The 26,207-nt window shown below is 57.3% G+C and carries 23 protein-coding genes and 1 riboswitch; of the genes, 12 read left to right on the top strand and 11 right to left on the bottom strand.

Annotated features, from left to right (window positions below; translation table 11 throughout):
* The first annotated feature begins 6 nt into the window (after positions 1 to 6).
* The 4 genes from G449_RS0107435 to G449_RS0107420 all read left to right on the top strand — a co-directional run bounded on the left by G449_RS0107435 (position 7) and on the right by G449_RS0107420 (position 5,323).
* On the top strand, positions 7 to 3,186 hold the full coding sequence (locus G449_RS0107435) for a chemotaxis protein CheA (protein WP_022658679.1): 3,180 nt from the start codon (positions 7 to 9) through the stop codon (positions 3,184 to 3,186).
* Positions 3,187 to 3,296: 110 nt separating this feature from the next.
* Positions 3,297 to 3,824: a nitroreductase family protein gene (locus tag G449_RS0107430; protein ID WP_022658678.1), complete on the top strand. Its 528-nt coding sequence runs from the start codon at positions 3,297 to 3,299 to the stop codon at positions 3,822 to 3,824.
* Between the two features lie 257 nt (positions 3,825 to 4,081).
* The gene (rpmB, locus tag G449_RS0107425; RefSeq protein WP_027180796.1) at positions 4,082 to 4,291 is read left to right on the top strand and encodes a 50S ribosomal protein L28; all 210 of its coding nucleotides are present in this window, start codon (positions 4,082 to 4,084) and stop codon (positions 4,289 to 4,291) included.
* Positions 4,292 to 4,348: 57 nt separating this feature from the next.
* Positions 4,349 to 5,323 (top strand): rhomboid family intramembrane serine protease, encoded by a 975-nt coding sequence (locus tag G449_RS0107420; protein ID WP_022658676.1) that lies wholly within the window; start codon positions 4,349 to 4,351, stop codon positions 5,321 to 5,323.
* Between the two features lie 203 nt (positions 5,324 to 5,526).
* On the opposite strand, the gene G449_RS0107415 is transcribed toward G449_RS0107420, so the two are convergent.
* From G449_RS0107415 to G449_RS0107405, 3 genes are read right to left on the bottom strand one after another with little or no spacing between them, the layout of a single operon-like run.
* Positions 5,527 to 6,036 carry a threonine/serine exporter family protein gene (locus G449_RS0107415; RefSeq protein WP_022658675.1) on the bottom strand — a complete coding sequence of 170 codons (510 nt, stop codon included), beginning with the start codon at positions 6,034 to 6,036 and terminating at the stop codon, positions 5,527 to 5,529.
* Positions 6,033 to 6,935, bottom strand: coding sequence for a threonine/serine exporter family protein (locus tag G449_RS0107410; RefSeq protein WP_022658674.1), 903 nt, complete (start codon positions 6,933 to 6,935; stop codon positions 6,033 to 6,035). The genes G449_RS0107415 and G449_RS0107410 overlap by 4 nt, the downstream gene beginning before the upstream one ends.
* 3 nt (positions 6,936 to 6,938) lie before the next feature.
* Positions 6,939 to 7,832 (bottom strand): aspartate/ornithine carbamoyltransferase Asp/Orn-binding region, encoded by an 894-nt coding sequence (locus G449_RS0107405; RefSeq protein ID WP_022658673.1) that lies wholly within the window; start codon positions 7,830 to 7,832, stop codon positions 6,939 to 6,941.
* A gap of 262 nt (positions 7,833 to 8,094) precedes the next feature.
* Here G449_RS0107405 and G449_RS0107400 point away from each other — a divergent pair, with 262 nt between their 5' ends.
* The 8 genes from G449_RS0107400 to G449_RS0107365 all read left to right on the top strand — a co-directional run bounded on the left by G449_RS0107400 (position 8,095) and on the right by G449_RS0107365 (position 15,622).
* Positions 8,095 to 8,757, top strand: coding sequence for an HAD family hydrolase (locus G449_RS0107400; RefSeq protein WP_022658672.1), 663 nt, complete (start codon positions 8,095 to 8,097; stop codon positions 8,755 to 8,757).
* Position 8,758: 1 nt separating this feature from the next.
* Positions 8,759 to 9,466, top strand: coding sequence for an ATP-binding protein (locus G449_RS0107395; protein WP_022658671.1), 708 nt, complete (start codon positions 8,759 to 8,761; stop codon positions 9,464 to 9,466).
* Between the two features lie 206 nt (positions 9,467 to 9,672).
* Positions 9,673 to 10,608: a homoserine O-acetyltransferase MetA gene (metA, locus tag G449_RS0107390; RefSeq protein ID WP_022658670.1), complete on the top strand. Its 936-nt coding sequence runs from the start codon at positions 9,673 to 9,675 to the stop codon at positions 10,606 to 10,608.
* 41 nt (positions 10,609 to 10,649) lie between these two features.
* Positions 10,650 to 11,093 (top strand): RrF2 family transcriptional regulator, encoded by a 444-nt coding sequence (locus tag G449_RS0107385; protein ID WP_027180794.1) that lies wholly within the window; start codon positions 10,650 to 10,652, stop codon positions 11,091 to 11,093.
* On the top strand, positions 11,077 to 11,913 hold the full coding sequence (gene nifU / locus G449_RS0107380; RefSeq protein ID WP_022658668.1) for a Fe-S cluster assembly protein NifU: 837 nt from the start codon (positions 11,077 to 11,079) through the stop codon (positions 11,911 to 11,913). Before G449_RS0107385 ends, nifU begins: the two co-directional genes overlap by 17 nt.
* A 5-nt stretch (positions 11,914 to 11,918) precedes the next feature.
* A complete protein-coding gene (nifS, locus tag G449_RS0107375; protein ID WP_022658667.1) occupies positions 11,919 to 13,073 on the top strand; it encodes a cysteine desulfurase NifS in 1,155 nt (384 codons plus the stop codon).
* Positions 13,074 to 13,324: 251 nt separating this feature from the next.
* A complete protein-coding gene (locus G449_RS16430) occupies positions 13,325 to 14,584 on the top strand; it encodes an HD-GYP domain-containing protein (RefSeq protein WP_022658666.1) in 1,260 nt (419 codons plus the stop codon).
* Between the two features lie 33 nt (positions 14,585 to 14,617).
* Positions 14,618 to 15,622: a bacteriohemerythrin gene (locus G449_RS0107365; protein ID WP_022658665.1), complete on the top strand. Its 1,005-nt coding sequence runs from the start codon at positions 14,618 to 14,620 to the stop codon at positions 15,620 to 15,622.
* Between the two features lie 91 nt (positions 15,623 to 15,713).
* Here G449_RS0107365 and nrdG read toward each other — a convergent pair whose 3' ends face one another.
* From nrdG to G449_RS0107325, 8 genes are all read right to left on the bottom strand, one after another.
* Positions 15,714 to 16,229 carry an anaerobic ribonucleoside-triphosphate reductase activating protein gene (gene nrdG, locus G449_RS16425; protein WP_022658664.1) on the bottom strand — a complete coding sequence of 172 codons (516 nt, stop codon included), beginning with the start codon at positions 16,227 to 16,229 and terminating at the stop codon, positions 15,714 to 15,716.
* Entirely contained in the window at positions 16,222 to 16,392 is a 171-nt protein-coding gene (nrdD, locus tag G449_RS18270; RefSeq protein WP_034605181.1) for an anaerobic ribonucleoside-triphosphate reductase, read from the bottom strand. The genes nrdG and nrdD overlap by 8 nt, the downstream gene beginning before the upstream one ends.
* A 52-nt stretch (positions 16,393 to 16,444) precedes the next feature.
* Positions 16,445 to 18,700 (bottom strand): anaerobic ribonucleoside triphosphate reductase, encoded by a 2,256-nt coding sequence (locus G449_RS0107350; RefSeq protein WP_022658662.1) that lies wholly within the window; start codon positions 18,698 to 18,700, stop codon positions 16,445 to 16,447.
* A gap of 121 nt (positions 18,701 to 18,821) precedes the next feature.
* A riboswitch (cobalamin riboswitch) is annotated at positions 18,822 to 19,000 on the bottom strand.
* A 605-nt stretch (positions 19,001 to 19,605) separates the two neighbouring features.
* Complete coding sequence (locus tag G449_RS0107345; protein ID WP_022658661.1) at positions 19,606 to 22,221, bottom strand: M16 family metallopeptidase; 2,616 nt, start codon at positions 22,219 to 22,221, stop codon at positions 19,606 to 19,608.
* A gap of 269 nt (positions 22,222 to 22,490) precedes the next feature.
* Entirely contained in the window at positions 22,491 to 23,213 is a 723-nt protein-coding gene (locus G449_RS0107340) for an ABC transporter ATP-binding protein (RefSeq protein ID WP_022658660.1), read from the bottom strand.
* A 154-nt stretch (positions 23,214 to 23,367) separates the two neighbouring features.
* Positions 23,368 to 24,189 carry an ABC transporter ATP-binding protein gene (locus G449_RS0107335; protein WP_022658659.1) on the bottom strand — a complete coding sequence of 274 codons (822 nt, stop codon included), beginning with the start codon at positions 24,187 to 24,189 and terminating at the stop codon, positions 23,368 to 23,370.
* Complete coding sequence (locus G449_RS0107330; protein WP_022658658.1) at positions 24,186 to 25,223, bottom strand: branched-chain amino acid ABC transporter permease; 1,038 nt, start codon at positions 25,221 to 25,223, stop codon at positions 24,186 to 24,188. The genes G449_RS0107335 and G449_RS0107330 overlap by 4 nt, the downstream gene beginning before the upstream one ends.
* Positions 25,223 to 26,116: a branched-chain amino acid ABC transporter permease gene (locus G449_RS0107325; protein ID WP_022658657.1), complete on the bottom strand. Its 894-nt coding sequence runs from the start codon at positions 26,114 to 26,116 to the stop codon at positions 25,223 to 25,225. The genes G449_RS0107330 and G449_RS0107325 overlap by 1 nt, the downstream gene beginning before the upstream one ends.
* Between the last annotated feature and the right edge of the window lie 91 nt (positions 26,117 to 26,207).

Genomic DNA, 26,207 nt, shown 5'->3' with positions numbered 1-26,207 from the left:
CAGGTTATGAGCCAGGAATTTTTTGATCCGGAACTTTTCGCCGATTTTATCGCGGAAGCCAAAGAACATCTCGAAACCATCGAGCCTAACCTTCTTGAGCTTGAGAAGGCGCCGGACAATCTTGCTCTGCTGAATGATATCTTTCGGCCCATGCACTCCCTCAAGGGCGCATCGGGTTTTCTGGGGCTGAACCGCATCAATCAGCTTGCGCACAAGTCTGAAAATATTCTGGACGAGCTGCGCAAAGGCACAATGGTTGTGACCTCGGAGATCATGGATGTCATTCTGGCATCCACCGATGCACTGCGCCAGATGATCGACAATCTTGAATCCAGCAACGCCGAAGGCGAAGTGGAGATTGGGCACATCATGGCTCAGATCGATGCCATCATGGCTGGCGAAACAGCGCCGCAGCCAGTGGCGGCTGAGCCTGAAGCTGCGCCGCAGCCAGAAGAGATTGTCGAAGCTGCCTCTGTTGTTGAAGAACCTGCCATCAGTGCTGAACAGCCCACGAGGGATGAAGCTGCTGAAGCGTATAGCGAAAGCAGCAACGACAACACGGCTGACACCCCAGCCGCGACCGCCGGAAACGAAGAAGAGTTTACGGCCATGTCTGGCAAGGATTGGGTGCAGACACTGCCCGATCTGCCTACGTATACCCTCACCGCCTTTGGCGAAGGGCACCTGAAAGATTTTATCGATGAGTCTAACGACACCATCGAAAACCTCACAAGCTCCCTGCTGGATCTGGAAGAAAATCCCGTTGGCCGTGATGAACTGGTCAACGATATTTTCCGCTTCTTCCATAACATGAAGGGCAACAGCGGCATTATCGGCTACAGCGAACTGAATTCGCTCACGCACGAAGCAGAAACCCTGCTCAATAATGTCCGTCAGGGCAAGATCACGCCCACCCACGAGCTGATCGACCTTCTGCTTCTTGTGGTTGACGTGCTGGAAGCCTTGGTGCAGCGCATCAATATTGAGGCGGGTTCAGCCACCCCATTCAACATTTCTCCCGTGGTCAAGCAGCTTCAGGAAGCCCAGACAGGCGGCCCTATTTCCCTGCCGCAGGAACTTCTTGACGCCCAGGCCAGCCAGAACGGCAACGGCGACCACCACGAAGCCGCCGAGAGCCAGGAGGACGCAGCGCAGGAGGCCAGCGAGCAGGAAACCCCTGCAGCCGCAGAACCCCCCGCTCCGGTTGAAGTGGTCACGCCGACATTTTTTGCCGTTGGCGCAGAAAGCGACGACACAGAAGCCTTTCGCGTCACGGTGCGCCAGCAGTTTGAAATTATTCATGCCGCGCTGGAAACGCTCAAGAAAGACGGCAGCCACAAAGATTCCATTGATGCCCTCTACCGTTGCCTCATGGCGGTCAAGAACGCCTGCGGCTTCATGGAGTTTGAAGACATCAAGGTCTATGCCGAGCGCACGGCGGGCATAGTGGATCAAGGGCGCATCAGCGGTATTGACTTTGAATTGATGGTTGGCCTGCTGGATCAGGAAGTTTCCATCATCAAGGATATGGTTCAGCTTGCGCTGGACCGCCCTGCCAAGGCAGCGGCACCGAGTGCGCCTGCGACGACTCCGGCTGCCCCGGCTCCCACCGCCCCGGCGGGCGAAAAGCCTGCTGAACCAGGAGCCGAACCCAAGGCCGAAAAAGAACAGGCCGCCCCGGCTTCCACAGCCCCGGCCAGCACAGCCGCACCGAGTGCGCCTGCGTCGGCTCCGGCTACCCCCAAGCAGGATGCCCCGGCTCCCAAGCCCGTCGAACCTGCCAAACCAGCCGCTCCGGCTGCGGCAAAGCCTGCTACGCCCGCAAAACCGGCGGCACCAGCAGTCAAGCCTGCTGTACCTGCAAAACCGGCGGCTCCGGCTGCGGCAAAGCCTGCGGCACAGGCTGCGGCTCCGGCTGCCGAGAACCACAAGGGTTCTTCCACCATCCGCGTTGACCATGAGCGCCTTGATCACCTGATGAATCTCATTGGCGAACTCATCATCAACCGTAACAGGTATACCCTCATCGCCCGTTCACTTGAAGACACCGGGCATGACGTGGATATTTCCCAGGTCGCCCAGAGCCTTTCTGAAACCACCTACGCCATGGCGCGCATTTCTGACGATCTGCAAGACACCATCATGAAGGTGCGCATGGTTCCGGTTTCTTCGGTCTTTTCCCGCTTTCCCCGCCTGGTGCGCGACCTTTCGCGCAAAAGCGGCAAGGAAGTGGATCTGGTCATGGAAGGTGAAGAAACGGAACTGGACAAGAGCGTTGTTGAAGTCATCGGCGATCCGCTTGTCCACCTTATCCGTAACTCTGTTGACCACGGTATTGAACCTGAAGACCAGCGCCTCGCTGCCGGCAAGCCCGCCAAGGGCAAGGTTGTGCTGCGCGCCTTCCACAAGGGCAACTCTGTTGCCATTGAAATTGAAGACGATGGCAAGGGCATTGACCCCGCAAAAATGCGCGAAGTTGCCATCCGCAAGGGCGTCATCACACCTGAGGAAGCCGCACAGCTTGATGACCGCGAATCGCTGGAACTCATCTTTGCCCCCGGTTTCTCCTCGGCTGAAAAAATCACAGATATTTCAGGCCGTGGCGTGGGTATGGACGTGGTGCGCACCAACATCAAGAACCTCAAGGGCAGCGTCAGCACGTATTCAGAGGTGGGCAAGGGAACGCGTTTCACCTTGAGCCTGCCCCTGACCCTGGCTATCATTGACGCACTTATGGTCAATGTTTCCGGTCAGATGTATGCCATCCCCCTTGATGCAGTCTCTGAAACAACCAAGATTGAAGCTGAACGCCTCACGGATGTGAAGGGGCGCAAGGCCGTAACCCTGCGCGGTGAAGTGCTTGGCGTTGTGGAGCTTTCAGAAATGCTGGGCCTGCCCCGCACTGATCCTCTGCCAGATGTGCTTTCCGTGGTTGTTATCCACGACAACGACCGCCGTCTGGGCCTCGTGGTTGACAGGCTGCTGGAGCGGCAGGAAATCGTTATCAAACCCCTTGGCGCATACCTTGGCGACCTCAAGGGTATTTCGGGCGCAACTATCATGGGCGATGGTTCGGTCATCCTGATTCTTGACCCGCACGAAATATATATACTGGCGACCTCCAAAGCCCCCTCCATAGGTGCAGGAGGCGAACAGGGCAAACAGCCGGTTTCAGTAAGAATGTAACGCTACAGGGGGCCAAGAGGCCCCCTTTTCCATTGGAGACGCTGAGCCCGCCAAACCTGCGTCTTTTCAGCTAGCGGCGCCATGCCGCACCAGCCACAAAGGATAATGCCATGCTGGAACTGTTGAGCAACCGCCGCAGCATACGCAAATTCACCGATCAAGCCGTAAGTGATGAACACCTGGAAAAACTGCTTATGGCCGGGCTGTTGGCCCCTTCATCCAAGGATACCCGCCCGGTGGAGCTGGTGGCCGTGCGCGACAGGGCTGTTATTGCCGCGCTGGCAGATTGCCGCGATTCCGGCACCCTGCCCCTGCGCACAGCCCCCCTGGTGCTGGCGGTGGTGGCTGATACCGACAAATCGGACGTATGGGTTGAAAATGCCTCCATTGTTGCCATTCTGGTACAACTGGAAGTGGAACGCCTGGGTCTTGGCTCCACATGGGTGCAGATGCGCCTGCGCACCAGCGGCGCCGCTTCCGCCGAGGCAGAAGTGAGAAAAACACTTGGCATTCCCGGTCATTATGGCGTACTTTGCCTCGTGGCCATTGGTCACAAGGATGAAGTAAAAAAGCCCCGTGAGCTTGATGCGTCTGACTGGGCGCGTACTCACCGGGATTACTTCCGAGTAGCACAGTAACCAGCTCCTGCAGTTTTTCTTGAAAAATTCTGTTGTTCCAGAGTGTTAAGGCCTGTCCGGCTCGATGTCTGGCTGGCTACCCGGCACTTGAACCGCAACCGCCTTTTTTTGAGAAAATTTCTTGCCTTTCCATGCTGCATGAGCTATATGACCTTTTCGCGCGGTTATGCCCACATGCAACGCTGTCATTTTTCGGCGCGGGCTTTGTTCTTGCCGCATTTGAATTGAACTATTTTTTTGCATATACGGAGGAATGTATGAGCAAGGAATGCATCTTTTGCGGCAAAAAGCCCCAGGTCGGCAATCTTGTGAGCCACTCCAACATTAAGACCAAGCGTCGCTTCAATCCCAATTTGCAGCGCGTGCGTCACCAGTTCCCCGACGGCAGCGTGCGGACCCTTTCCGTCTGCACCCGTTGCCTGCGCTCTGGCGTTGTTGTTAAGCCCACGGTGCGTAAGCAGGCCTAACTGACCTCCTTTTGCAGCTTTCAGCCCCGACAGGTTTCTGCCGGGGCTTTTTTGCATATGCGCACAATTCCGCCAAGAATTTTTGCCTTTTCGCGCTACTGGCGCGCCCGCCGCAGGCCCAACAGCCTGCCTCTCGACTGGCGTCCGGTTGCCAGTTTACAAGGCACCGCAGGCTACGCCCGCTTTCGTGAATGGCTGCTTGTACTCAACGCCTGCAGCATCCCGCATCAGACCGTCCAGATGAACGGCAGGGACTACATTTATGTGCCCGCGCTGTTTGAGAACATTGCCCTCATGGAACTGGGGGACTTTGCGCGCGAAAGCACCGCACCGGTTTCCCAGCCCCCCCCGCTAAGGGTTTTTCCCCACGCATACATGGCACTACTGGCGCTGCTGCCGCTCATTCTCTGGCACGGCTGGCGCGTTGGCTGGTGGCCTGTTCCTGCCGCGCTGCCACCGCCAGACATGTGGAGCAGCGCGGGCATTCTTGACGCCGTGCGGGTTCGCGTTTTCAACGAATGGTACAGAACCGTCACTGCGCTTACCCTCCATGCCAGCCTCACCCACCTTTGCGGCAACATGGCCTTCGGGGCTATTTTTATGACCCTGCTGGCCCGCATGACAGGCATTGGCAGAGCCTTGTGGCTTACCCTGCTAGGGGGCGCTATGGGCAATGCCCTGACAGTGCTGTTGCGGCCCCGCCCGGTTTTGAGCATGGGATTTTCCACGGCGCTGTTTGCCAGCATTGGGGCTATTTCCGGCTACATGGCTTGCCAGCAGCAAGGCAAACGCAAGGCCATGCTGCCAGTGGCTGCCGCAGCCGCCTTGCTGGCCATGCTCGGCACTGAAGGCGAGAATACCGACTATGCGGCACATCTGGCCGGGCTTGGCTGTGGACTGGCACTGGGAGCGCTTGAAGCATGGCAGGTGCGGAACTGTCGCAAGCGGTTGAACCAGTGGGCGGCGGGCGCACTCACGGCCCTGATCTGCACTGCTGCATGGTGGTGGGCCTTTGCCGCCATGCGCAACTGACTGTAAAAAAGATCCTGACGTGAACACGCACATCAGGATCATATTTTTAGGCTGTATTTTTTAATCGCCGCTGGTCTGCGCAAATCAGCGCAGATCAGCGCCTTCTCACGCCAGAATCTATCTCAGTCATATCTGCTCCCATCCTCTTTGCGCCTGCCGCGAGCCGCACGGCAACACTATTCCTGCCAGAACAAGCGCCTGATTCAGACCGCATTGCCACCTTGGCTCAGCTTGTGGAATGTACGGCCAAGCGGCGCTTCGCGGTGAAAAAGAAGCAGGGGCAGTATGGCCCCGATGGCCAGAGCGCACATGATGAAAAATGCCGTGAGCCCATTGTAGACAACGCTGACAAGCACAGTCTGGCCCTGAGGCGTCCCGGCTGTGTTGAGAAACTGCAAGGTCGCCAGAATGGCCTTATAGGCAAACATGCCGGGAATCATGGGCAACAGCGCGGGGAACACAAACATTTCCGCCGGTGTATGGCAGCGGCGGGCGATGGGCATGCTGCAAAAGGAAATGATCAACCCGGCGCAGAGCGATGCGCTGGCAATCCCCATATTGGCCTGCAACAGCAAAAAACGGCTCATATGCCCCGTGGCGGCCAGCAGGGCAGCCATGACGGCTATCCGCTTGGTGGGCCGCGATATGGCTGCAAAACCAACTGCGGCAACAGCTGCAAGCGCTCCATCCACAAGACAGTCTATCAGCATCATAGCGAATCCACCCCCATCAGCAGCATGGTTGTAGCCAGCCCCAGAGCAATGCAGATAATGAGCGTACTGGCCTGAATCAGCCGCGAAAGGCCCATAAGCACATGTCCGTCAAGAATATCCAGCATGGCGTTGATCAGGGGGATGCCGGGGATGAGAAACAACACGCTTGCAGCCATGCCCGTTTGCGGCGTGTTGCCCAGATGCAGCAGCACACCCAGCGACGCCACCAAAGAAGCAGCGAACGAGCAGAGAAAAAACGTGACCTTCAGGTCAAGGCCCCAGTGCAGCAGTTTCTGGCGCAGATAAAAGCCCAGAAAGGTTGCGCAAAAAACCAGCCCCATAGCCACCGCATCGCCGTTGAACAAACCGCAAAAGGCGGCATTGGCGCAGGCCACAAGAAAACGCAGCAGCACAGGGTTAAGCGTGGGCACCGCGCAGATGGCGCTGAAATGCTCGCGCGCCTTGGCAAGACTGAGGTTTTCATCGGCAATGCTCCAGCTCAGGGCATTGAGCGCCGCCACTCGCTGAAAATTGGGCGCGCCAGACACAATGGAGCTGACCGCAGTGCGTCGCTCTGCCGGAATGCCCCCTTCGGCTGGCTTGATGACTGAAAGCATGAGGTGCTTGGGGAATATTGCCAGTTCCACCTCAAAACCATATGCCCGTGCAATGCGGCAGGCGGTGCGGTCTACCCGTGAAGTCTGCCCGCCCGCCGCAAGCAATGTGGACGCATAAACCTGTATGAACTCAATAAGCTCTTTGGCAGTCAGAACATTCTGTCCTGTTCCGCAAGCAGCATCGGCTTTCTCAGTACTGGCCTTTGCCTCGCCCGCAGCAGTCGAATCCGCCGCCAATGCAGACAGCGTATTCAGACCGCCCTGCCCGTTTTGCAAACCCATAAACTAGATCCCGCTTTCATTATCAAGAAAAACCCAGTGCAGCATGCGCTTGTGAACCCGCAAACGGTATTCTGCCTGTTGCACCAACAGTGAGGCCTTGCTGGCTAGAATGGAATCGTCAACACGGATGGCCGCTATGGGCGAAGCACTCAGCATAAGATGCGCGTCATGCGCCGCCTTGGCGAGCAGTTCCGGCGTCACTTGCCAGCTTTCGCGCTCTTCGTCCGTCAGGCCGCTACGGCAGCCCGCAAAAACATAGTTGACGCCCCGCACGGCTTCTTCCACACTTTCCACAATGGTAATGCGCGACCCATAGCGCTCCGCAGCTTCTTTGAGCGGCGCTGGGTCCACGCGGGACGGCACGGCAATGCGCAGTGAAATGGGAAACCATGCCGTTGCCGCCATCAGTGAATGCAGCGTGCCGTTGACGCAGCCCAGCCAGCCGCAGGTCACGCCGTCAAGATAGCGTGAATTGCGCAACATACAGGCGATGTCGGCCAGCGCATGCGCCGGATGCGCATCAGGGCTGCCCGCATTGATAAGCGGGAAACGCAGGCACGATGCCTCCATGTCCCACCCGCCCACGGGCATGCCGTACATGTACATGCAGTCAATGTAGTAGCTGAAAACGGGCAGGAGCTGTTCCTGGTAATCATTCATTTCATTGCGCCAGCTGCCACGGCTGCCCTCGTACACGACATTGCCGCCCATTTGCCGCACAGCGGCAGAAACGCAAAGCCTCTCAGGCAGGGAGTGCTGCGAAAACATCAGCAGGGCCACGCGCTGCGCCATAAAGTCTGTTTGCAGCTTCGGTTCCGGCATGCCCAATGCCTGCTGCACCAGCAGCCAGGACGCCTTTTCACCAAGACTCTTGATATTTAAAATATGTCTTGCCATAGATCCTCCGTGACGGTCGTCACATACAGCATCTTGAGCCCGCGATACTGTTCTATCAATGCGTGAAAATTCTGTCCAGCAAAGTACAAAAAGCAACAGGCATCACAAACCCTTATGCGCCTTTTGCGGAACAATTCTTTAACACATTGAAAAAAAAGAGAATGGTGGATTTTTTCGCATTAATACCCATTGAATACTTGTGATTTAATCCGCTTTTCAGCTACAGTACGGGTGCCCGCTTGCAGGGCCCACAGGAGCATACATGAGAGCATTCATTTTTGATCTGGATGGAACACTGGTTGACAGCCTGGAAGACATTGGTCAGGCCTGCAACGATGTTCTTGCCAGTCACGGCTATCCAGTCCATCCCTTGCCAGAGTACAGATTCTATGTGGGCCGCGGCTTTCACAAACTTGTGAATGACGCCCTCCCCGAGGGTGAAGCAGCAAAACTTTCTTCAGACCAGCTGACAGCGTTGATTGCAGAGGCCCGCGCCCGCTACGGCGAAAACATGTGCGAGCGCACCAAGCCCTATGCTGGCATCACCGATGCGCTGCACCAACTCGCAGCTGACGGCCACGCCCTGGCCGTTCTTTCCAACAAGCCGGACGACCTCACCGTTGAACTGGTGCGCCGCTACTTTCCTGATGTGCCGTTTGCCCTTGTGCGCGGCGGCAGGGAGGGCGTGCCCCTCAAGCCGGAGCCGGACGCCCCGCTCGACATGCTGCGGCACATGGACTTTTTGCCAGAGCGCAGCTTTTACGTGGGCGACAGCAACGTGGATATCTTCACCGCCCGCAACGCGGGTATGATCTCAATCGGCGTGGCCTGGGGATTTCGCGGCGCGGACGAACTGCGCGCAGCCCAGGCCGACCATGTCATCGATACGCCCGTGGCGCTGACGCGCATGGCAAAGGAGGCATAATATGAAACGTCCCATCATTGAGATTGACGAAGAAAAGTGCAACGGCTGCGGGCAATGCGTACTCGACTGCGCTGAGGGCGCGCTTGCCATCATTGACGGCAAGGCCAAACTCGTCAGCGATGTCTACTGTGACGGCCTCGGCGCGTGTCTGAACTGCCCCGAGGGCGCGCTGCGCCTTGTGGAAAGGGAAGCGCCCGAATTTGATGAGGAGGCGGCCCTTGCCGCCAAGGCAAAAAGGGATGGAACCGCCCAGCCCCACCGCCCGCACGGCGGCGGCTGCCCCGGCAGCATGGCGCGCACGTTCACCCCGCTGACCGGCAGCCCTGCAACCATGGCCCCCGCCGGATCGCAAGACCTGCGGGCGCAGGTGCCCACCTGGCCCATCCAGTTGCGGCTGGTTCCGCCCACAGCGCCCTATCTGCGCGGGGCCAACATCCTGCTGGCAGCCCATTGCGCAGGCTTTGCCCTGCCCAATCTGCATACGGACTGGATGCGCGGGCGTGTGCCCATCATTGCCTGCCCCAAGCTTGAAGACAATGAAGTGCTGGTCGAAAGGCTCACAGCCATCATCAAGCAGGGCGGCATTGCGGGCATTACCGTACTGCGCATGAGCGTACCCTGCTGCGGCGGGCTGGACAGGCTGGCGCACCGCGCCATTGAGGCCGCAGGCAGCACCTTGACGCCGGAGACGCATATTGTACAATTGTAGATATCTTACAAGAAGTATACGTGGGCAAGAAATGCCCATGTAGGAAATACCTAAAGTCCGCCTTGACAAAACATAGTGTAATGCTATGTTTTACGGGCGGGCTTTTATTACATGGATTGCCCAAAAACCGTAACCCGCAGACGGGGCCGTAAGGGGCAGTGAACGCACTGCCAAGTAAGACTGCTTTGCTGTAAAGGATCATCCACATGCCCATCAAGATTCCTGCTGATCTTCCCGCCTGTGCAGCGCTTGAAAGCGAAAACATCTTTGTGATGACGGAAGATCGCGCTGTCCAGCAGGACATTCGTCCGCTGGAAATCGCCATCGTCAATCTCATGCCCACCAAGATAGCTACAGAAACGCAGTTGCTGCGGCTTTTGAGTAATTCGCCCCTCCAGGTCAACATCACCCTGCTGCGCACTGAAGCTCACGAATCCAAAAATACTCCCGCACAGCATCTTGAGCGCTTTTACAAGACATTTTCAGAAATTCGCCACGGCAGCTTTGACGGCATGATCGTCACCGGCGCTCCGGTGGAACATCTCCCTTTTGAGGATGTGGACTACTGGCACGAACTGCTGGACATCATGACCTTTGCGCAAAGCCGCGTGTACTCCACCCTGTACATCTGCTGGGCGGCGCAGGCGGCCCTGTACCATTTTTACGGTATCCCCAAGTATGCCTTGCCTGCCAAAGTATCCGGCGTGTTCCAGCACGACATCCTGCAGCCCGGCTGTCGCCTGTTCAGCGGCTTTGACGATACCTTTGCCGCGCCCCATTCGCGCCATACAGAAGTTCGCGCAGAGGATGTGAGCAAGCAATCTGCGCTGCGCATTTTGGCAGAATCGCCAGAAGCCGGGCTTGCCCTGGTAGAAAGCCGCGATCACTCGCAGGTTTTCATGACCGGGCACCTTGAGTACGACAGGGGCACCCTGGACGCGGAATTCCGCCGCGATCAGGAACGGGGCATGACCCCCATACCGCCCAGTAACTACTATCCTGCCAACGATCCCAGCCGTCTGCCCAGCATGAACTGGAGGGCGCACGCGCACCTGTTCTACTGCAACTGGCTCAACTACTACGTATACCAGGAAACGCCCTTCAGCCTTACTGCCATTGCCCGTGACCGGCAGGGCAAGTAAGAGTTCATAATCCTGAACCCCTACAGGATACGAGGATGCCTATGCGATTTTCTACCAGAACCCGTTACGGATTGCGCTTTTTGCTGCGTCTGGCGGCCCAGCCCCAGGGCTCTCTTTTGCAACTGGGGCAGGTGGCCCGAGAAGAAAACATCTCATCGGGCTATCTGGAACAGATAGTGCGGGCACTGCGCCCCATGGGCATTTTGCGTGCTGTGCGCGGTTCTGGCGGCGGGTACTCACTTGCCAAGTCGCCAACAGATATTAACATTGAAGAAGTCTTTCAGCATCTTGAGGGTGAAATTTCCCCTGTGCGCTGTCTGAGCAAGGGCCGCCATTGTCAACGCGAATCCCACTGCTCCACCCGGGGCTTCTGGACAGAACTGGACGGGCACATCCGCTCCTTCCTGCAAAAGCGCACCTTGCAGGAAATTATAGACTCAGAGAAATGCTCCGTAACGGGAGGCAATCATGTGGAATTACACTGAAGCAGTACACGACCACTTTCTGCGGCCGCACAATGTGGGTCCCCTTGAAGGCGCCAACGCCATTGGCGAAGTCGGCAGCCTGACCTGTGGCGACGCCCTCAAGTTATATCTCAAGATCAACGACCAGCACATCATTGAAGACGCCAGCTTTGAAACATTTGGCTGCGCCAGCGCCATTGCTTCAAGCTCTGTGCTGACCGACATGGTCAAGGGCATGTCTGTTGAAGACGCGCTCAAGATCACCAACAAGGACATCACCAACGCTTTGGGCGGTCTGCCCAAGCAGAAGATGCACTGTTCCGTCATGGGCCAGGAGGCGCTTGAAGCCGCCATCCGTCAATGGAAGGGCGAACCGCCCGTACCCCATGCCCATGAAGACGGCAAGCTGGTGTGTAAGTGCTTTGGCATCACGGATGCCCAGATTATCCGAGCCATCACTGAAAACGGCCTCAAGACCGTTGAAGAAATCACCAACTACACCAAGGCTGGCGGTGCATGCGGCGAATGCCTTGATGAAATCGCCGAGATTCTGGCCGCCCAGCTCAAGCAGAAGCCCTTGGTCGAGCTCAAGCCCAAGCCGCGCCTCACCAACGTGCAGCGCATGCAGAAGGTGCTCAAGACCATTGACGAAGAAATCCGCCCGCAGCTTGCTGCTGACGGCGGCGATATTGAACTGGTGGATGTGGACGGTCTGCGCGTTGTGGTCTCCCTGCGCGGGCGCTGCGCCCAGTGCCGTTCGAGCGAAGTGACCATCCGCGATCTGGTGCAGCGCCTGCTGCGCGAACATGTTGAAGCCGACATCGTGGTTGAGGAGGCCTAACCGCCATGAAAACCATCTATCTTGACAACAACGCCACCTCGGCTGTTGCGCCTGAAGTACGCGATGCCATTCTGCCCTATCTGAACGAGCTGTACGGCAACCCTTCAAGCATGCACACATTTGGCGGTCAGGTGGCCGATGCGGTCGAAACAGCCCGTGAGCAGATGGCCAGTCTGCTGGGCGCAAACCCGGACGAAATCATCTTTACTTCCTGCGGGTCAGAGAGCGATAACGCCGCCATATGGTCTGCCATCCAGACCCAGCCCGAAAAGCGCCACCTCATCACCACCCGCGTGGAGCATCCAGCCGTGCTCAGCGTCATGCAGCACTGGGAACGCCAGGGCTACCGGGTGACCTACCTTGGCGTGGACAACAAGGGACGCCTTGACCTTGATGAATACGCTGCCGCCCTCACGCCTGATACTGCGCTGGCGTCCATCATGTTTGCCAACAACGAAGTGGGCAATATCTACCCCATCCAGCGCATGGCTGAAATGGCCAGCGAGCGCGGCGTGCTGTTCCATACGGATGCAGTGCAGGCCGTGGGCAAAACGCCCATTGACCTTGCCCATCTGCCTGCGGACATGCTTTCGCTCTCCGGCCACAAGCTGCACGCCCCCAAGGGTATTGGCGTGCTGTATGTGCGCAAGGGTGTGCGCTTCCGCCCGTTTTTGCGGGGCGGCCATCAGGAGCGGGGCCGCCGTGCGGGTACGGAAAATGTACCGTACATTGCAGGGCTTGGCGCAGCGGCTCAGCTTGCAATTGCGCACATGCAGGAAGAACGCGTCAGCGTAGCCATGCTGCGCGACAGGCTTGAACAGGGCCTGCTTGAACGTATCTCCGACTGCATGGTGAACGGCGATGTGGATAACCGCCTGCCCAACACCACCAATATTGCATTTAAAAACGTGGAAGGCGAAGCCATCCTGCTCATGCTCGACAGGCTCGGCATCTGCGCAAGCTCCGGGTCTGCCTGCACCTCTGGCAGCCTCGAACCTTCGCATGTGCTGCGCGCCATGGGTGTGCCCTTTACTTACGCCCACGGCTCCATCCGCCTTTCCCTCTCCCGCTACACCACGCAGGAAGAAGTGGACTTTGTCATCCAGAACTTCCCTGATGTCATCAAGACCCTGCGCATGATTTCTCCCTTCAAGGATTAATCCTGGCTCAAGCCACATTTGGCGCAGATTCCAATGCCTGTAGATTATGTGCCGCACTCATCCGGGTGCGGCACATTTACGTCTCCGGCAAAAACTCTGCGCAACTGCAACATGCGGCTTACGTAACGCCCATGATGCAAAAAAGTACGCTTTCTGTCAGCCTCTGTGCAAATGAGCCTATTGCCTCCGGGGGCCGGTTGTCCTATTATTTTACTTTGAATATCTGTTCCGATTGGTGAGAGTGAGGTTTCATGCGTTCAATTCGCCTTTTTGATCTGCTGATGGGTTTTTCGCGCGCGCTGGACATGGTTACGCCGCTTCTTGCCGGACACCATCTGCGGGTTGCCTTTTTGAGTCAGGTTATTGCCGAACGCATGCGGATATCACGCACCACGCGCAAGTATATGCTTATGGCCAGCATGCTGCACGATATTGGAGCAGTGCCGCTCAAAAGCGATACGCGTGACCTCATATTTGAGCGCAACAAAGCCCTGCACTGCCGGGCTGGCTGGGCCTTTTGCAAGACTGCGGGGCTGCCCAGGCCTGTGTGCGACATGGTGCTGCATCACCATACTGAATGGTGCAGTTATGAGGCCTCCGACCAGCACGCACTGCCAGCCAACTGCATCCACATGGCTGACCGGGTTGACGTGGCCCTGCGGGGCAAGCAGGCTTCTGATCTGCAAAGCATCTGCCTCACCCTGCAGGCAAAAGACAGGGAATACGCCCAAGCCTGCCTTGAAGCGCTGGCAACCCTGGCTCATGATTCGGAAATTTCAGCATTTCTGAACAGCCACGAGCGTATGGAAGAATACCTGACCACGGCATTTGGCTCTGTGATTCTTGGCCCGGTGCAGCTTGTGGAACTGTGCGGGCTTTTTTCGCAAACCATTGACTCCAAAAGCCCCTTCACCGCCACCCACTCCCTGGGCGTGGCCTATACGGCGCGCATGCTGCTCAGGCTAACCCGCATGGCCGACGCCGATGATCTCACGACCATGTTTGTGGCCGGTCTGCTGCATGACATTGGCAAACTTGCGGTGCCACTCGAAATTCTGGAAAAACCAGCGGCGCTTACGCCTGAGGAAGTGCAGGAAATCCAAAAACATGCTGAAATCAGCATGAATTTGCTGGGTTCCATACCTGGTTTTACCTGTGTGCAGGAATGGGGCGGCAGACACCACGAACGCATTGACGGCACGGGCTATCCCCACAAAATTGAAGGAAGCAGCCTGACGCTCCCTGTGCGTATCATCGCCGTGGCGGATGTTTTTACAGCCCTCACAGAAGACCGCCCCTACCGTAGCGGCATGCCTCTGGCCGAAGCCATGAGAATCATCGCATCCATGGCGGAACTCGGCTACCTGGACAAAGGCGTGGTAGCGCTCCTGGCCGATAATGTGCTACGCGTCAATAAAGAGCGCATACGCGCCCAACGCAAGGCCGCAGCAAACTTTGTGGTTATGCGCAGGCTGTGCGATGAGGCGGCAAGGGCTGCCAGGCAACCTTGAACTGGGTAGCCATACCCACTGACGGGGGGAAAGATGGGCGTTCCAATCATTTTTCTGATTATTGCTCCCCTGGCTGGCATTATCGCCATGCAACTCACCCCGCCCTTTTCCCGGCTTGCAGTTGTCCTCTCCCTGATTTTTTCCCTCTGCGGCCTTGTGCTGCTCTACCGATACCTCCTGCTGCCCCTGCGCACGTTCGTAGCTGCCCTTGCGCAACCGGACTGCACTGAAATCCCGTCCATACCCACGGCCTGCGATGTTGTGCGCGCTCTGGAAGACAGCCTCAATGCCAGAGAGGCAACGCTGCGTCACGACCTTGCCGAGGCGCGCGAAACAGCAGACAAACTCCAGCAGGAAATTCAGGAACTGCGCGAAAGACGCGTTGTGGACATGCAGACGCAGCAGACGGCCCTTGCGGCCCTGCGCAAAGCCCAGCCAGAGTTGAACGACCTGGCCACTGCCGCTGATGCGGACAAGGGGCTGCCCGTGGACAGCCCGCACATCAGGGAGCATATTCTTGCCCTTTCTGCGGCGCTGCACCATAGCGAAAGCATATTGCTGCACGCCAGCCAGCTTTTGAACGCAGCCGCCACGGACAAAGACGAAGCAGATACTGCGCTTGCAGAGGCTTTCCCCTGGGATAGCCGTTACAACACGAACATTCCTGTCATTGACGGCCAGCACAAGCTCTTGCTTTCGTACATCAACAAGCTGCACCTTGGAATGCAGAAAGGCTGCGATAAAAAGCTGCTGCTCGAAATTCTTGATGATCTGACGGGCTATGCCTTCAGCCATTTTGCCACAGAAGAAATATTCTTCAGCCGCACGGCTTATCCGCTCACGGCAAGGCACATTGAAGTGCACCAGAATTTCAGAAAAACAGTGACAGAACTCAGGGAGGCCGTGCTTGACGACAAGGCCTTTATTGATATTGCCCTGCTGGAATACCTGAAAACATGGCTGGTGGATCACATACAGCAGATGGATGTGGGCTTTGCCTCCTATGTGACCGGCACAAAGCCCACACCAGAGCAGTAAGCCTTCTGCGGCCAGACCCCAATAAAAAACCCCGCGAAAAGCGGGGAACAGACGTTACCGGCAGAACAAACTGTCAGGACTCGTAAAAAATTCAACAGCTGCGCAATGCTGCCGCTATTCGCTCACGGCTGGCGCGGTCAAGAAGGCGCTGGTTTGAACTGCCCCTGAACTGCAACTCAAGGTCGCGGAGGCTTTCCACATAGGGGCCATCCACAAGAACATCCGTCAGTTCCAGCAGCCGGTTTGTCCAGTAGTCATTGCGGGCAAGCAGGGCTTCAAAGGTGTACCCCGTGTAGGCCATCACATTTTTGCGCATGGCCTGTACACCCTCGGCCACCGCGCAGAGCGCCTGGGCCTGTTCAAAAGGCTCACCCCCAGAAAGCGTCACGCCCGCCAGAAGAGGGTTTTCCCCAATCTGGGCAAGGGCGGCCTCCGCCGTAAACGGAAAGCCGCCCTCAAAGTCGTGCGTCTGCGGATTGTGGCATCCTTTGCAGTGATGCGGGCAACCCTGCGTGAACAGGACATACCTCAGGCCCGGGCCGTCCACTATGGATTCCTCCACAATGCCTGACAGCCGCATGACCCCGGCATTACCGGATTCAGGCATGCTTGACACGATCGCGCTCTTCCGAGCGCTTGGCGTTGTTGAAACGGTCAAGCGTTCCCACAAGGTAACCGGTGATGCGGCGGGTACGTTCAAAACCCACATCCTGACCCACAAGTTTCTGCGCGGGCTTGGTTTCCTCGAACAGACGCGATTTCATTAGCATTGTCGCTCTCCTTGTTCTATAAGCAAAAGTTGATGAAAATTGTATATGACCGCTAGTCCCACTTGGGGGTGTGCGGGTATTTTTTACGCAGTTCTTTAAGCAGCTCGGCGCTCACGCCTTCGCCTTCCTTGCGGCCGCAACGGGGGCAGGCGCCGTTGATCACGCCCACATAGCCGCAGACAGGGTCGCGATCCAGAGGATGGTTGATGGAGCCGTAACCAACGCCATTATCGTGCATAAAACGGATGATGCTCTCAAAGGCCTCAAGGTTTTTGCAGGTATCGCCATCCAGCTCCACATAAGTGATGTGGCCCGCATTGGTCAGCGCGTGGTACGGAGCCTCGATCTGTATCTTTTTAAAGGCCTTGATGGGGCAGTACACCGGCACGTGGAACGAGTTGGTGTAGTAATCCCTGTCAGTGATGCCGGGGATGCTGCCGAACTTTTCCTTGTCGAGGTTGACAAAGCGCCCGCTCAGGCTTTCCGCCGGGGTGGCGATGAGTGAAAAATTGAGCCCGGTCTTTTCAGCTTCGTCATCGCACCGCCTGCGCAGGTGCGTAACAATCTCAAGGCCAAGCTTCTGGGCATCTTCGCTTTCGCCGTGGTGCTGGCCCACAAGAGCCTTGAGCGTTTCGGCAAGGCCGATAAAGCCCACGGTCAGGGTGCCGTGCTTGATCACTTCTTCAATGCTGTCGTCCCAACCCAGCTTGTCGGAATCAAGCCAGATGCCCTCGCCCATGAGGAAGGGATAGTTGCGCACCTTTTTGGCGCTCTGGATCTTGAGCCGATGCAGCAACTGGCGGAACACCAGATCGATCTTGTCGTCCAGCAGTGCGTAGAAACGGCTGATATCACCGCGCGCATCCAGCCCAAGCCGGGGAAGGTTGATGGACGTAAAGCTCAGATTGCCGCGCCCGCACGTAACCTGCCTGTCCTTGTCGTACACGTTGCCAAGCACGCGTGTGCGGCAGCCCATGTAGGCCACTTCCGTATTATAGTCGCCCGGATGGTAGTACTGGAGGTTGTACGGCGCATCAAGAAAGCTGAAATTGGGGAAGAGCCGCATGGCGGAAACATCCATGGCCTGCTTGAAAAGGTCGTAGTTGGGGTCTTCGGGATTATAGTTGACCCCGGACTTCACCTTGAATATCTGCACGGGGAAAATGGAGGTTTCCCCATTGCCAAGCCCGGCCTTGGTGGCGCGCAGCAGGTTTTTGACAACCATGCGCCCCTCGGCAGAAATATCCGTGCCGTAGTTGATGGAGCTGAAAGGCACCTGTGCGCCTGCACGCGAATTCATGGTGTTCAGGTTATGGATCAATGCTTCCATGGCCTGATAGGTGCGGCGCTCGGTGTATTTGAGGGCTTCGCCAGCAGCGTAGGCATGCGCGCGCGTCACAAGTTCGCGCTTGGCCTCGGGGACAGCCGCCACAAGGGCCTCTCCAAAGGCATCGCAGGTGCCAAGGCGCGGGCCTTCGGGCAACAGGGCGATGTTTTCTCTGGCGGCGTCAATGGCTGCCTGCTCTTCCAGATTCTGGGCAATGCGCAAAAATGCGGCAAAGGCGCGCTCATATTCCTTGCGGTAGGTTTTGATAACGCCTTCGGCCATGGCAAAATCAAAATGCGGCACACTCTGGCCGCCGTGCATTTCATTCTGGTTGGCCTGAATGGCGATGCAGGCAAGGGCCGAATAGCTCTCAATGGAATTGGGCTCGCGCAAATGCCCGTGCCCCGTGGAAAAACCATTTTTAAACAAGGGGATAAGGTCAATCTGGCAGCACGTTTCCGTGAGCATGTAAAAATCTTTGTCGTGAATGTGGATATCGCCGTTAAGGTGCGCGGCGGAGGCATCCTTGGGCAGAATGTAGTTGTCGATGAAAAATTTTGAGCCCTCGGAGCCATACTTGAGCATGGTGCCCATGGCCGTATCGCCATCAATGTTGGCATTCTCGCGCTTGATGTCTTCCTGCAGTGCCGGGGAATACGTAAGTTTTTTATAGATATCCATGAGATACGATTCCGCATTACGGATTTTCGTATGCTCGGCCCGGTACAGGATGTAAGCCTTGGCGCTTTTGGCGTAGTCGTACTGAATCAGGGTTTCTTCAACAACATCCTGAATTTCTTCCACATGCTTGAGACTGCGCGATTCCAGCTTTTTGCACACCTTTTCGGTGACAAACAGCAGGTCAGTGGGGGACATGTCTTCACCGCCAACGGCCTGATTGGCCTTGGTGATGGCATTGAGAATCTTGACCGAATCAAAAGGCACTTCCGTGCCGTCGCGCTTTATAATGCTGGCGAGCATGAACTTCGCTCCAACGTGTGGGCTATGAACAAAAAGGCCGCCCGGACAAAACGGGCGGAGAGACCATCAATGGCCCTTTTCTGACGGTTCATCTGCAAAAGCCCGTTGCAGATGCTCCACTTTCTTAGAACGGTTGAAAGCAGGTCTTCCGGCTTGCCTGCCGCTTTTCGGCCTTCCCGGTTTTATCCAGTGGCACACGAGGAAAAGCGGTGTTGAACAGGCACACGGCGGCGGGTCCGCTCCCGATTTTCACGGGAATTCCCTATTAAGCTCCATGGCGCTTTCAATGTCTAGAAAATCTCAAAAGAATTGCACCCTGTCAATAAACACACGCAAAAAAGCTCTCCTAGTGCCGTAGCAACACTGCGAATTCACTATTGAATTTTCTTGCCTGCCCAATTTTTCACTACATCAAGGCCGCAAAACAGCGAGGGCGGGAACAAAAATGTTCGCCCTGGCTGATGCCAGATCAGGCAACCCGACCCGCAACATGTGTGGCTTTGATTGGCGCTGCTGAAACATTTCGCCATGAATTCAGGCATCATGCCCACATGGCGCTGCCGCCCAGGCCCCGTCACTGCGACCGCAGCCGATACCTGGCGAGCTTTCCTCAGAAAGCAGTTCCCGTAACGCAGGCAAGAACTTACTCTACCCACGCCGGGTTTTCAAGACGGCCTCCCCCACGTAAGGGGACTTACCTCGGGCTTGACATTTTTATTTGCCCGCCCCTTGCCGAAGATATCGTTTATAAAAACTTTTTTTGTACGGACAAACAGGGTTTGAGCATTCCGTAACAGCCAATAATCACAAGGGGCCGCATCGGCCCAACTCCGCTTCCGCCGCCGTTTTGCAGGGAAGCTCAATCGTATACCCGATGCGGCCCGTCAACAAACCCGAAACGCCGCCTATGGCAGCAGGATCATGTTGTAAAGGTTTTTGTCGTCCAGATACTTCTGCGCCACGGCCTGAATATCCGCAGGGGTCAGCTTGGCCGCCTTGTCAATGAGCGACTTGCTGAAATCACGGGGCAGGCCCAGCACGGCATCTGTGGCAGCCACGCCCGCGCGGGAATCAAGGCTTTGCTTGTCGCGGTAGTATTCGCCAAGCAGACGGTTGGCTCCGGCTTCAAGCAATTCCGCAGGCAGAGGTTTTGCCTTGATATCGGCAATAATCTTGGCAAAACCTTCACGCGCCTGCGCCACCTTGTCAGGCGTTGTGCCAATGTAAAAAGCCATCATGCCAGCCTGAGGCATGGCGCGGTAAAATGCCGTGACCGTGTACCCGAGGCCCTGCTCGTCGCGCATCTGGCTGAACAGCAGGCCGCTCTGCCCGGAAAGCACAGACTGCAAAAGCATGAGCGCCGGGGCATCCGGGCTGGTGTAGGGCACAGCCTTGAACATCTGGAGCACGTGGGCCTGATTGCGCCCCGGCAGATGCAGATCAAGATTGCGGGCATCACCCCATGAGGGGGCGGGCAAGGAGAAATCCTTTTTGTCTGGCGCGGGCAATGTGCGGGCAAAGGCCAGCACGGCCTCGCGGTCAAAATCGCCTGCCACTGCCAGCACCCAGGGCTGCACGAGCTGTTTGTCCCAGAACGAGCGCACATCCTTGGGCGTAAACCTGGAGAGGTTCGCTTCCGTACCCAGGCTGTCGTAGCCGTAGGGCTGCCCGCCGGGGAAGATGAAGGGGTTCACGCGTGAGAACAGGAAGGAAGTGGGCCTGTCTGCCCGCTGGCGGATTGCGGCCTTCATGTTTTCCGCTTCGCGTTTGATTTCCTTGGCTTCAAACCGGGGCTTGCCCAGCACCTCGCCCAGCATGGAGAAATAATCGACATTAAACCGGGCCGGGCCGGTCAGGGACACTGTAAAGGTTTGCAGGCCCGCCTTGGCGGAGAGCGAAGCCGCGCGGTCGGCGAAATAGCGTTCCATGGCCTGGGCGTCCAGTTTGCCGCTGCCATCGCCAAGGGTGCTGGCCGTCAGTTCTGCCAGCCCCTGCTGGTCAGGCTTCAGCAGGGCGTTGCCGCCGGGCAGCATGAGATCAACCGCCACATAGGGCACAGTGGCATCAGGAATAAGAATGACGGTACGTCCCTGCCCCAGATCGACCACTTCCTGCTGACCCGCAGTAGCCGAAGCCTGCTGCGCAGTTTTGGCAGCGGCGCTGCCGGGCCAGTTCTTTTGCAGCACGGCTTCCAGATCGGGCAGCTTGGCATTTTCAGGAGCAAGCACACGCACCCGCGCCCTGCTGGGATCAAGCCAGAGGTCAATGGCCTGCTGCACCTGCGGCTGCGAAACATTACGCTGGGTGAAGCGCAGATTTTGTTCCGCCACATCGCCGCCCAGTTCAAACTGGACGCTGCCCAGCCAGGAGGCCAGACCGTTGAGCGTTTCCGCCGAGCGGTCCATGCTGTCTTCAAGATTGTAGCGGGCGCGCTTGAGGGCCTCGGGTTTGAAGTCTGCGGCCTTGAGTTTGGCAAGGTCTGTGGTCAGCCCCTGCCAGAAGGCCTCCAGCTTTTCCGGGGCCATATTGGCTGTAATGTACAGCATGCCCGCGCGCGCAAGGCTCATGTTGCCCACGCTGATGCTGTCCACAAGCTGCTTTTCATACTCGTATTTGCGGCTCAGCAGCGAGGTGCCATCGCCGCCAAGCAGGTAGCTCAGCACGTCCAGATCCACAGAGCGCAGGTCCCGCAGGGCTGGCGCAGGAAAGGCCATGCCCAGATAGACCTTGTTCCAGGGGCCGCGCACCACTTCAACACGCTGACCGCCGGGGGCAGTAAGCAAATCAACCTGCGGCGGCGTAACAGCATCGTTGGTGTTGGCCATAGCGCCAAAAAGTTCCTGCGCGTGTTGCATCACAGCTTGCGGGTCAATATCGCCCGCCACCAGCAGCAGCATGTTCTGCGGCTGATACCAGCGCTGCACATAGGCGCGAAGGTCATCGGCAGTGATGGCGCGCACGGTTTCCTTAAAACCAATAATGGGCCGCCCGTAGGGGGTGTTCTGGAGTGTGGACACCTGCAGGCTTTCAAACAGTCTGCTCATGGGCGAATCCTGATCGCGCTCAAGCTCGGAAATAACCACTTCTTTTTCCGACTCCAGCTCCTTGGGATCCAGAGAAGCCTGAAAGGCCATTTCTTTCACCACGTCCATGCCCATGCGCCAGTGAGCGGCGGGCATGTCCGTCATGTACCATGTTTTGTCAAAGCTGGTGGCTGCGTTGAGGTAGCCGCCAAGGGCTTCCACATCGCGCGCCACCTGACCCTTGGGTCGGTGCTCTGTACCTTTGAAGACCATGTGCTCCAGCAGATGGCTGATGCCCGCCTGCTTTGCGTCCTCATTGGCCGAACCGGTGCGTACGTAAAGACGCGTTGCCACCAGGGGAAAGCGGCTGTCCTTGATGATATACACGGAAAGCCCATTGGGCAGTTTGGTCAGGGTTCGCTGTTCGCCCGGTGCGGCAGAGGCCGCGCCAGCCAGCAAGGCCAGCAGCAGGGGCAATAACAGAAGTATGCGTTGCATGTTTGCTCCTTATGGATTTGCAGTCGCAAGGTCGCAGAGGCAAAGGCAGTAAGTGCCCTGCTCCCCGGACTGTTTTTAACCAACATGAATACTAATACCCCCGGCACGGGGTGGCAAGCCGCAGCATTTTGCTCACCTCGGCGGCATGGCTTTATGACATCGCGGGCTTGCTGAATTTTTCGAAGCTTGCAGCAACAAAAAACCGGCAGTCATACGATTGCCGGTTTGAGCGCTGATCAGATCAACGCGGTCTGTAATCAGGGGAAGGCCTAGCCGCCGAGGTAGGCGTCCTTGACCTTGGGATTTTCAAGCAGTTCGCGGCCGGGGCCTTCAAGCACCACCCTGCCAACTTCAAGAATATAGGCATAGTGCGCCACAGAAAGCGCCGCAAAGGCGTTCTGTTCCACCAGCAGGACGGTTTTGCCCTCTTCGTTGATGCGCTTGACGATGTCGAAAATCTCGCGCACCAGCAGCGGGGCAAGCCCCAGCGAAGGTTCGTCAAGCATGAGCAGATCGGGGCGGCTCATGAGCGCGCGGGCCACGGCCAGCATCTGCTGTTCGCCGCCGGAGAGCGTGCCGCCCTTCTGCCAGAGACGTTCTTTAAGCCGTGGAAACAGGCTGTATACCCACTCGATATCATGGGCTATTTCTGCCTTGTCACTACGCGAATACGCACCCAGGTGCAGGTTTTCCTCCACTGTCAGATGGGGCAGGATACGCCGCCCTTCCGGCGAAAGAGAAATACCCTTGCGCACCATGTCTTCGGGCTTGAGGCCCATGAGCGAAGCCGGGGCGTCGCCCTCGTGCCGGGTCAGCAGAATGTCGCCGCTGATGGTTTTGTTCAGGCCGGCAATGGAGCGGATGATACTGCTCTTGCCCGCGCCGTTGGCCCCGATAAGCGTCACAATGCTGCCGCGCGGGATATTCAGGCTTACGCCCTGAACGGCCTGAATGCCGCCGTAGCGCACATGGAGATTACGAATTTCAAGCATGATGCACCCTGTCCATATGTCGGTCTGCGCCGGAAGAGCTTTCCGGGCATGTCTATCTGCTGCGTATGGCCGTTTGCTCTGCTCAGGAGCGGCAAACAGCGCCTTTGCAAGCCGCAACGGGCAGGCGGGCAAGGCTCCGCCGCCCGGGCCACGGCTAACTGACTTTTTCCAGCGTAGCGTCCTCACCCAGATAGGCGCGGATAACCACGGGGTTGTTGCGTATGGATTCCGGCTCGCCCTCGGCGATCAAGGCCCCGTATTCCATGACCCAGATGTACTGACACACGCCCATGACGACCTTCATGTCATGCTCGATCAGCAGAATGGTGAGGTCGAATTCGTCACGGATATGGCCGATAAAATGCATGAGATCCAGACTTTCCTGCGGATTCATGCCCGCTGCGGGTTCATCAAGCAGCAACAGTTTGGGCTCTGTGGCCAGAGCGCGGGCAATCTCAAGCCTGCGCTGCGCGCCGTACGGCAGGCTGCCCGCCTGATCGTTGAGGTTGCCGCTCAGGTTTACCCGATCGGCAAGCTGCCTGCTTTTTTCCACAATGGCCGCTTCTTCCTTATAAAAAGCGGGAATCCCCAGAGGGGCCATCCACCAGGGGCAACGGCGGCGCACATGACAGCCGACCATGATATTTTCAAGCACGGTCATCTGTTGCGACAATCGAATGTTCTGAAAGGTGCGGGCCATGCCCAATCGGCAAATTTCCGAGGGGCCATGCCCCTTCACGCTCTTGCCGTCAAAAATCACATCGCCTTCCTGCGGGGTATAAAAACCGCTCAGAACATTGAATGCGGTAGTTTTGCCCGCGCCGTTGGGGCCGATAATACCCGCGATGGCACCCTTGGGCAGAGCGATGGAAAGATCGCTCACGGCGGTCACGCCGCCAAAACGCATGGTTACGTCCTTGGCCAGCAGCAGTGCGCCCTCGTAACTGGGGGCCTTGGGCAGATTAAAACCGCTCATGCCTTGCCCCTCCTGAAGAACGCGCCCATTGATTTCCAGGTCAGCTCACGGGTTCCCATGATGCCCTCGCGCCGATAAAGAATAATGGCCAGCAGCACCAGCGAAAACACCACCATACGCATGCCGGGGATACCGGGGATTTCAATAAAGCCCAGATCCATGGGTTCTTCAATGGCGCGCAGCCATTCAAGCAGGATGGTGATGACCGTGGCGCCGAGCAGACTGCCCGTCAGCGAGCCAAGACCGCCAGCCACAACGAACATGAGCACGTTGAAGGTCAGCAAAAAGTTGAACATCTTTGGGTCAATGGTGGAGAGGTGGGAGCCAAGCAGCGCACCGCCCACACCGGCAAAAAACGCCCCCACGCAGAACGAAAGCACCTTGTAGCGGAACACGTTGATGCCCATGACCCTGGCGGCGATTTCGTTATCACGTATACAGCGCATCACGTTTCCGAAATTGCTGAATATGAGCCGCGAAAGCACTATGAGCGTAAAGAGCATCCAGATGTAGCACGAAAGCAGGCTGGCATGCCCTGGAATGCCCTTGATGCCCAGCGAACCGTTGGTGATGGACGTAGCGTTGACGATCATGACGCGGATGATTTCCGCAAAGCCGAGAGTGGCAATGCCAAGGTAGTCATCGCCAAGCCGCAGCACGGGCACGGCGATGATAAAGGCAAAGATGGTGGCCACCAGCCCGCCAGCCAGCGCGGAAACCCAGAAAGGGGTAAACAGGTCGGAGAAAGGCCAGATGATGGGTTCAAGAATCCACATCATTTCTTTCTGCTCGGGGCTCAGGATGCACAGGGCCGAAACATACGCGCCGATGGCGATAAATCCGGCATGCCCCAGAGAGAAGAGCCCGGTAAACCCGTAGATCAGGTTGAGCGAAAGCGCCAGAATGGCGTTGATGAAAATGAGCTTGGCGATATAGATCTGATAGTCGCCGAGAAAACTTTCTGCCTGGGAGAGCACAAGGCCAAACAGCAGCATGACCATAATGCTCAGGATGGTGCTTCTGTTCAGGCGCATTAGATTTTCTCCTCCATTCGCTCGCCCAGCAGCCCTGTGGGCTTGAACAGCAGCACGAACACCAGCAGCACAAAGGCGAAGGCGTCGCGGTACCCCGAAAGCTCAGGCATGAAGGCCACGGTCATGATTTCAACAAAGCCAAGGGCAACACCGCCGATAACAGCGCCCTGAATGGAGCCGATGCCGCCGAACACTGCGGCAATAAAGGCCTTGAGGCCAGGCATGATGCCCATGTAGGGGTGCACCTGCGGGTAGCGCAAGGCCCACATGATGCCCGAGGCCGCCGCCAGTGCAGAGCCGATACCAAACGTGAGGGCAATGATGTTGTCCACCCGCACACCCAGAAGGCGCGTAGTTTCAATATCTTTTGAAATGGCGCGCATGGCGAGGCCGGGTTTTGTGCGGTACACCACATACAAAAGCACGGCCACTAGCACGATGGTCATGATCGGCACAAAGGCCGTAAGCGGCAGGATGCGTATGCCGCCAAGCTGCCATTCAGAAACCAGCCATTCTGGCTGCAACACGGGGCGGGGCTGGCCTGTAAAGACCACCACGGCAAGGCTTTCAATAAAAAACGATACGGCAATGGCGCTGATAAGCGCCGAAATACGCGGGGCGTCGCGCAAGGGTCTGTAGGCTATCCTTTCTACAAGGATGCCGAGCACGCTGGCGCCAAGAACGGCGACAACAGCGGCTACACCCCAGGGCCAGCCAAAGGCGAACGTGCCGAAAAATACAAAGTATGCGCCGATCATCAGAATATCGCCGTGGGCAAAGTTGATCAGGCGCAGGATGCCGTAAACCATGGTGTAGCCGATGGCGATCAGCGCATACAGCGACCCAAGGGTCAGGGCGTTAAAGCAGTGCTGCAAAAACATATCAAGGCTCATGGGCCACCTCAGCGCCTCGCAACGGACAAAAGGCCACAATAGGCCCTTCCGCTCGAACAGCGGCAAAAAAATGAAAAAAGCACCCCGCGGC

Source organism: Desulfovibrio desulfuricans DSM 642, assembly GCF_000420465.1.
In the GTDB taxonomy this organism is placed as follows: domain Bacteria; phylum Desulfobacterota; class Desulfovibrionia; order Desulfovibrionales; family Desulfovibrionaceae; genus Desulfovibrio; species Desulfovibrio desulfuricans.
The sequence above is the reverse complement of the archived record's forward strand: the minus strand, read 5'-3'. Positions and strand labels throughout refer to the sequence as shown.

Coding starts and splice junctions, on each gene's coding strand:
- nrdG (WP_022658664.1), bottom strand. CDS start 16,229: ATGCCTGAATCCGGTAATGCCGGGGTCATGCGGCTGTCAGGCATTGTG.
- G449_RS0107350 (WP_022658662.1), bottom strand. CDS start 18,700: ATGCTCGCCAGCATTATAAAGCGCGACGGCACGGAAGTGCCTTTTGAT.
- nifS (WP_022658667.1), top strand. CDS start 11,919: ATGAAAACCATCTATCTTGACAACAACGCCACCTCGGCTGTTGCGCCT.
- G449_RS0107340 (WP_022658660.1), bottom strand. CDS start 23,213: ATGCTTGAAATTCGTAATCTCCATGTGCGCTACGGCGGCATTCAGGCC.
- G449_RS0107415 (WP_022658675.1), bottom strand. CDS start 6,036: ATGATGCTGATAGACTGTCTTGTGGATGGAGCGCTTGCAGCTGTTGCC.
- G449_RS0107365 (WP_022658665.1), top strand. CDS start 14,618: ATGGGCGTTCCAATCATTTTTCTGATTATTGCTCCCCTGGCTGGCATT.
- G449_RS0107345 (WP_022658661.1), bottom strand. CDS start 22,221: ATGCAACGCATACTTCTGTTATTGCCCCTGCTGCTGGCCTTGCTGGCT.
- G449_RS0107410 (WP_022658674.1), bottom strand. CDS start 6,935: ATGGGTTTGCAAAACGGGCAGGGCGGTCTGAATACGCTGTCTGCATTG.
- nifU (WP_022658668.1), top strand. CDS start 11,077: ATGTGGAATTACACTGAAGCAGTACACGACCACTTTCTGCGGCCGCAC.
- metA (WP_022658670.1), top strand. CDS start 9,673: ATGCCCATCAAGATTCCTGCTGATCTTCCCGCCTGTGCAGCGCTTGAA.
- G449_RS0107430 (WP_022658678.1), top strand. CDS start 3,297: ATGCTGGAACTGTTGAGCAACCGCCGCAGCATACGCAAATTCACCGAT.
- G449_RS0107385 (WP_027180794.1), top strand. CDS start 10,650: ATGCGATTTTCTACCAGAACCCGTTACGGATTGCGCTTTTTGCTGCGT.
- rpmB (WP_027180796.1), top strand. CDS start 4,082: ATGAGCAAGGAATGCATCTTTTGCGGCAAAAAGCCCCAGGTCGGCAAT.
- G449_RS0107325 (WP_022658657.1), bottom strand. CDS start 26,116: ATGAGCCTTGATATGTTTTTGCAGCACTGCTTTAACGCCCTGACCCTT.
- G449_RS0107400 (WP_022658672.1), top strand. CDS start 8,095: ATGAGAGCATTCATTTTTGATCTGGATGGAACACTGGTTGACAGCCTG.
- G449_RS16430 (WP_022658666.1), top strand. CDS start 13,325: ATGCGTTCAATTCGCCTTTTTGATCTGCTGATGGGTTTTTCGCGCGCG.
- G449_RS0107395 (WP_022658671.1), top strand. CDS start 8,759: ATGAAACGTCCCATCATTGAGATTGACGAAGAAAAGTGCAACGGCTGC.
- G449_RS0107405 (WP_022658673.1), bottom strand. CDS start 7,832: ATGGCAAGACATATTTTAAATATCAAGAGTCTTGGTGAAAAGGCGTCC.
- G449_RS0107435 (WP_022658679.1), top strand. CDS start 7: ATGAGCCAGGAATTTTTTGATCCGGAACTTTTCGCCGATTTTATCGCG.
- nrdD (WP_034605181.1), bottom strand. CDS start 16,392: ATGCTAATGAAATCGCGTCTGTTCGAGGAAACCAAGCCCGCGCAGAAA.
- G449_RS0107420 (WP_022658676.1), top strand. CDS start 4,349: ATGCGCACAATTCCGCCAAGAATTTTTGCCTTTTCGCGCTACTGGCGC.
- G449_RS0107330 (WP_022658658.1), bottom strand. CDS start 25,223: ATGCGCCTGAACAGAAGCACCATCCTGAGCATTATGGTCATGCTGCTG.
- G449_RS0107335 (WP_022658659.1), bottom strand. CDS start 24,189: ATGAGCGGTTTTAATCTGCCCAAGGCCCCCAGTTACGAGGGCGCACTG.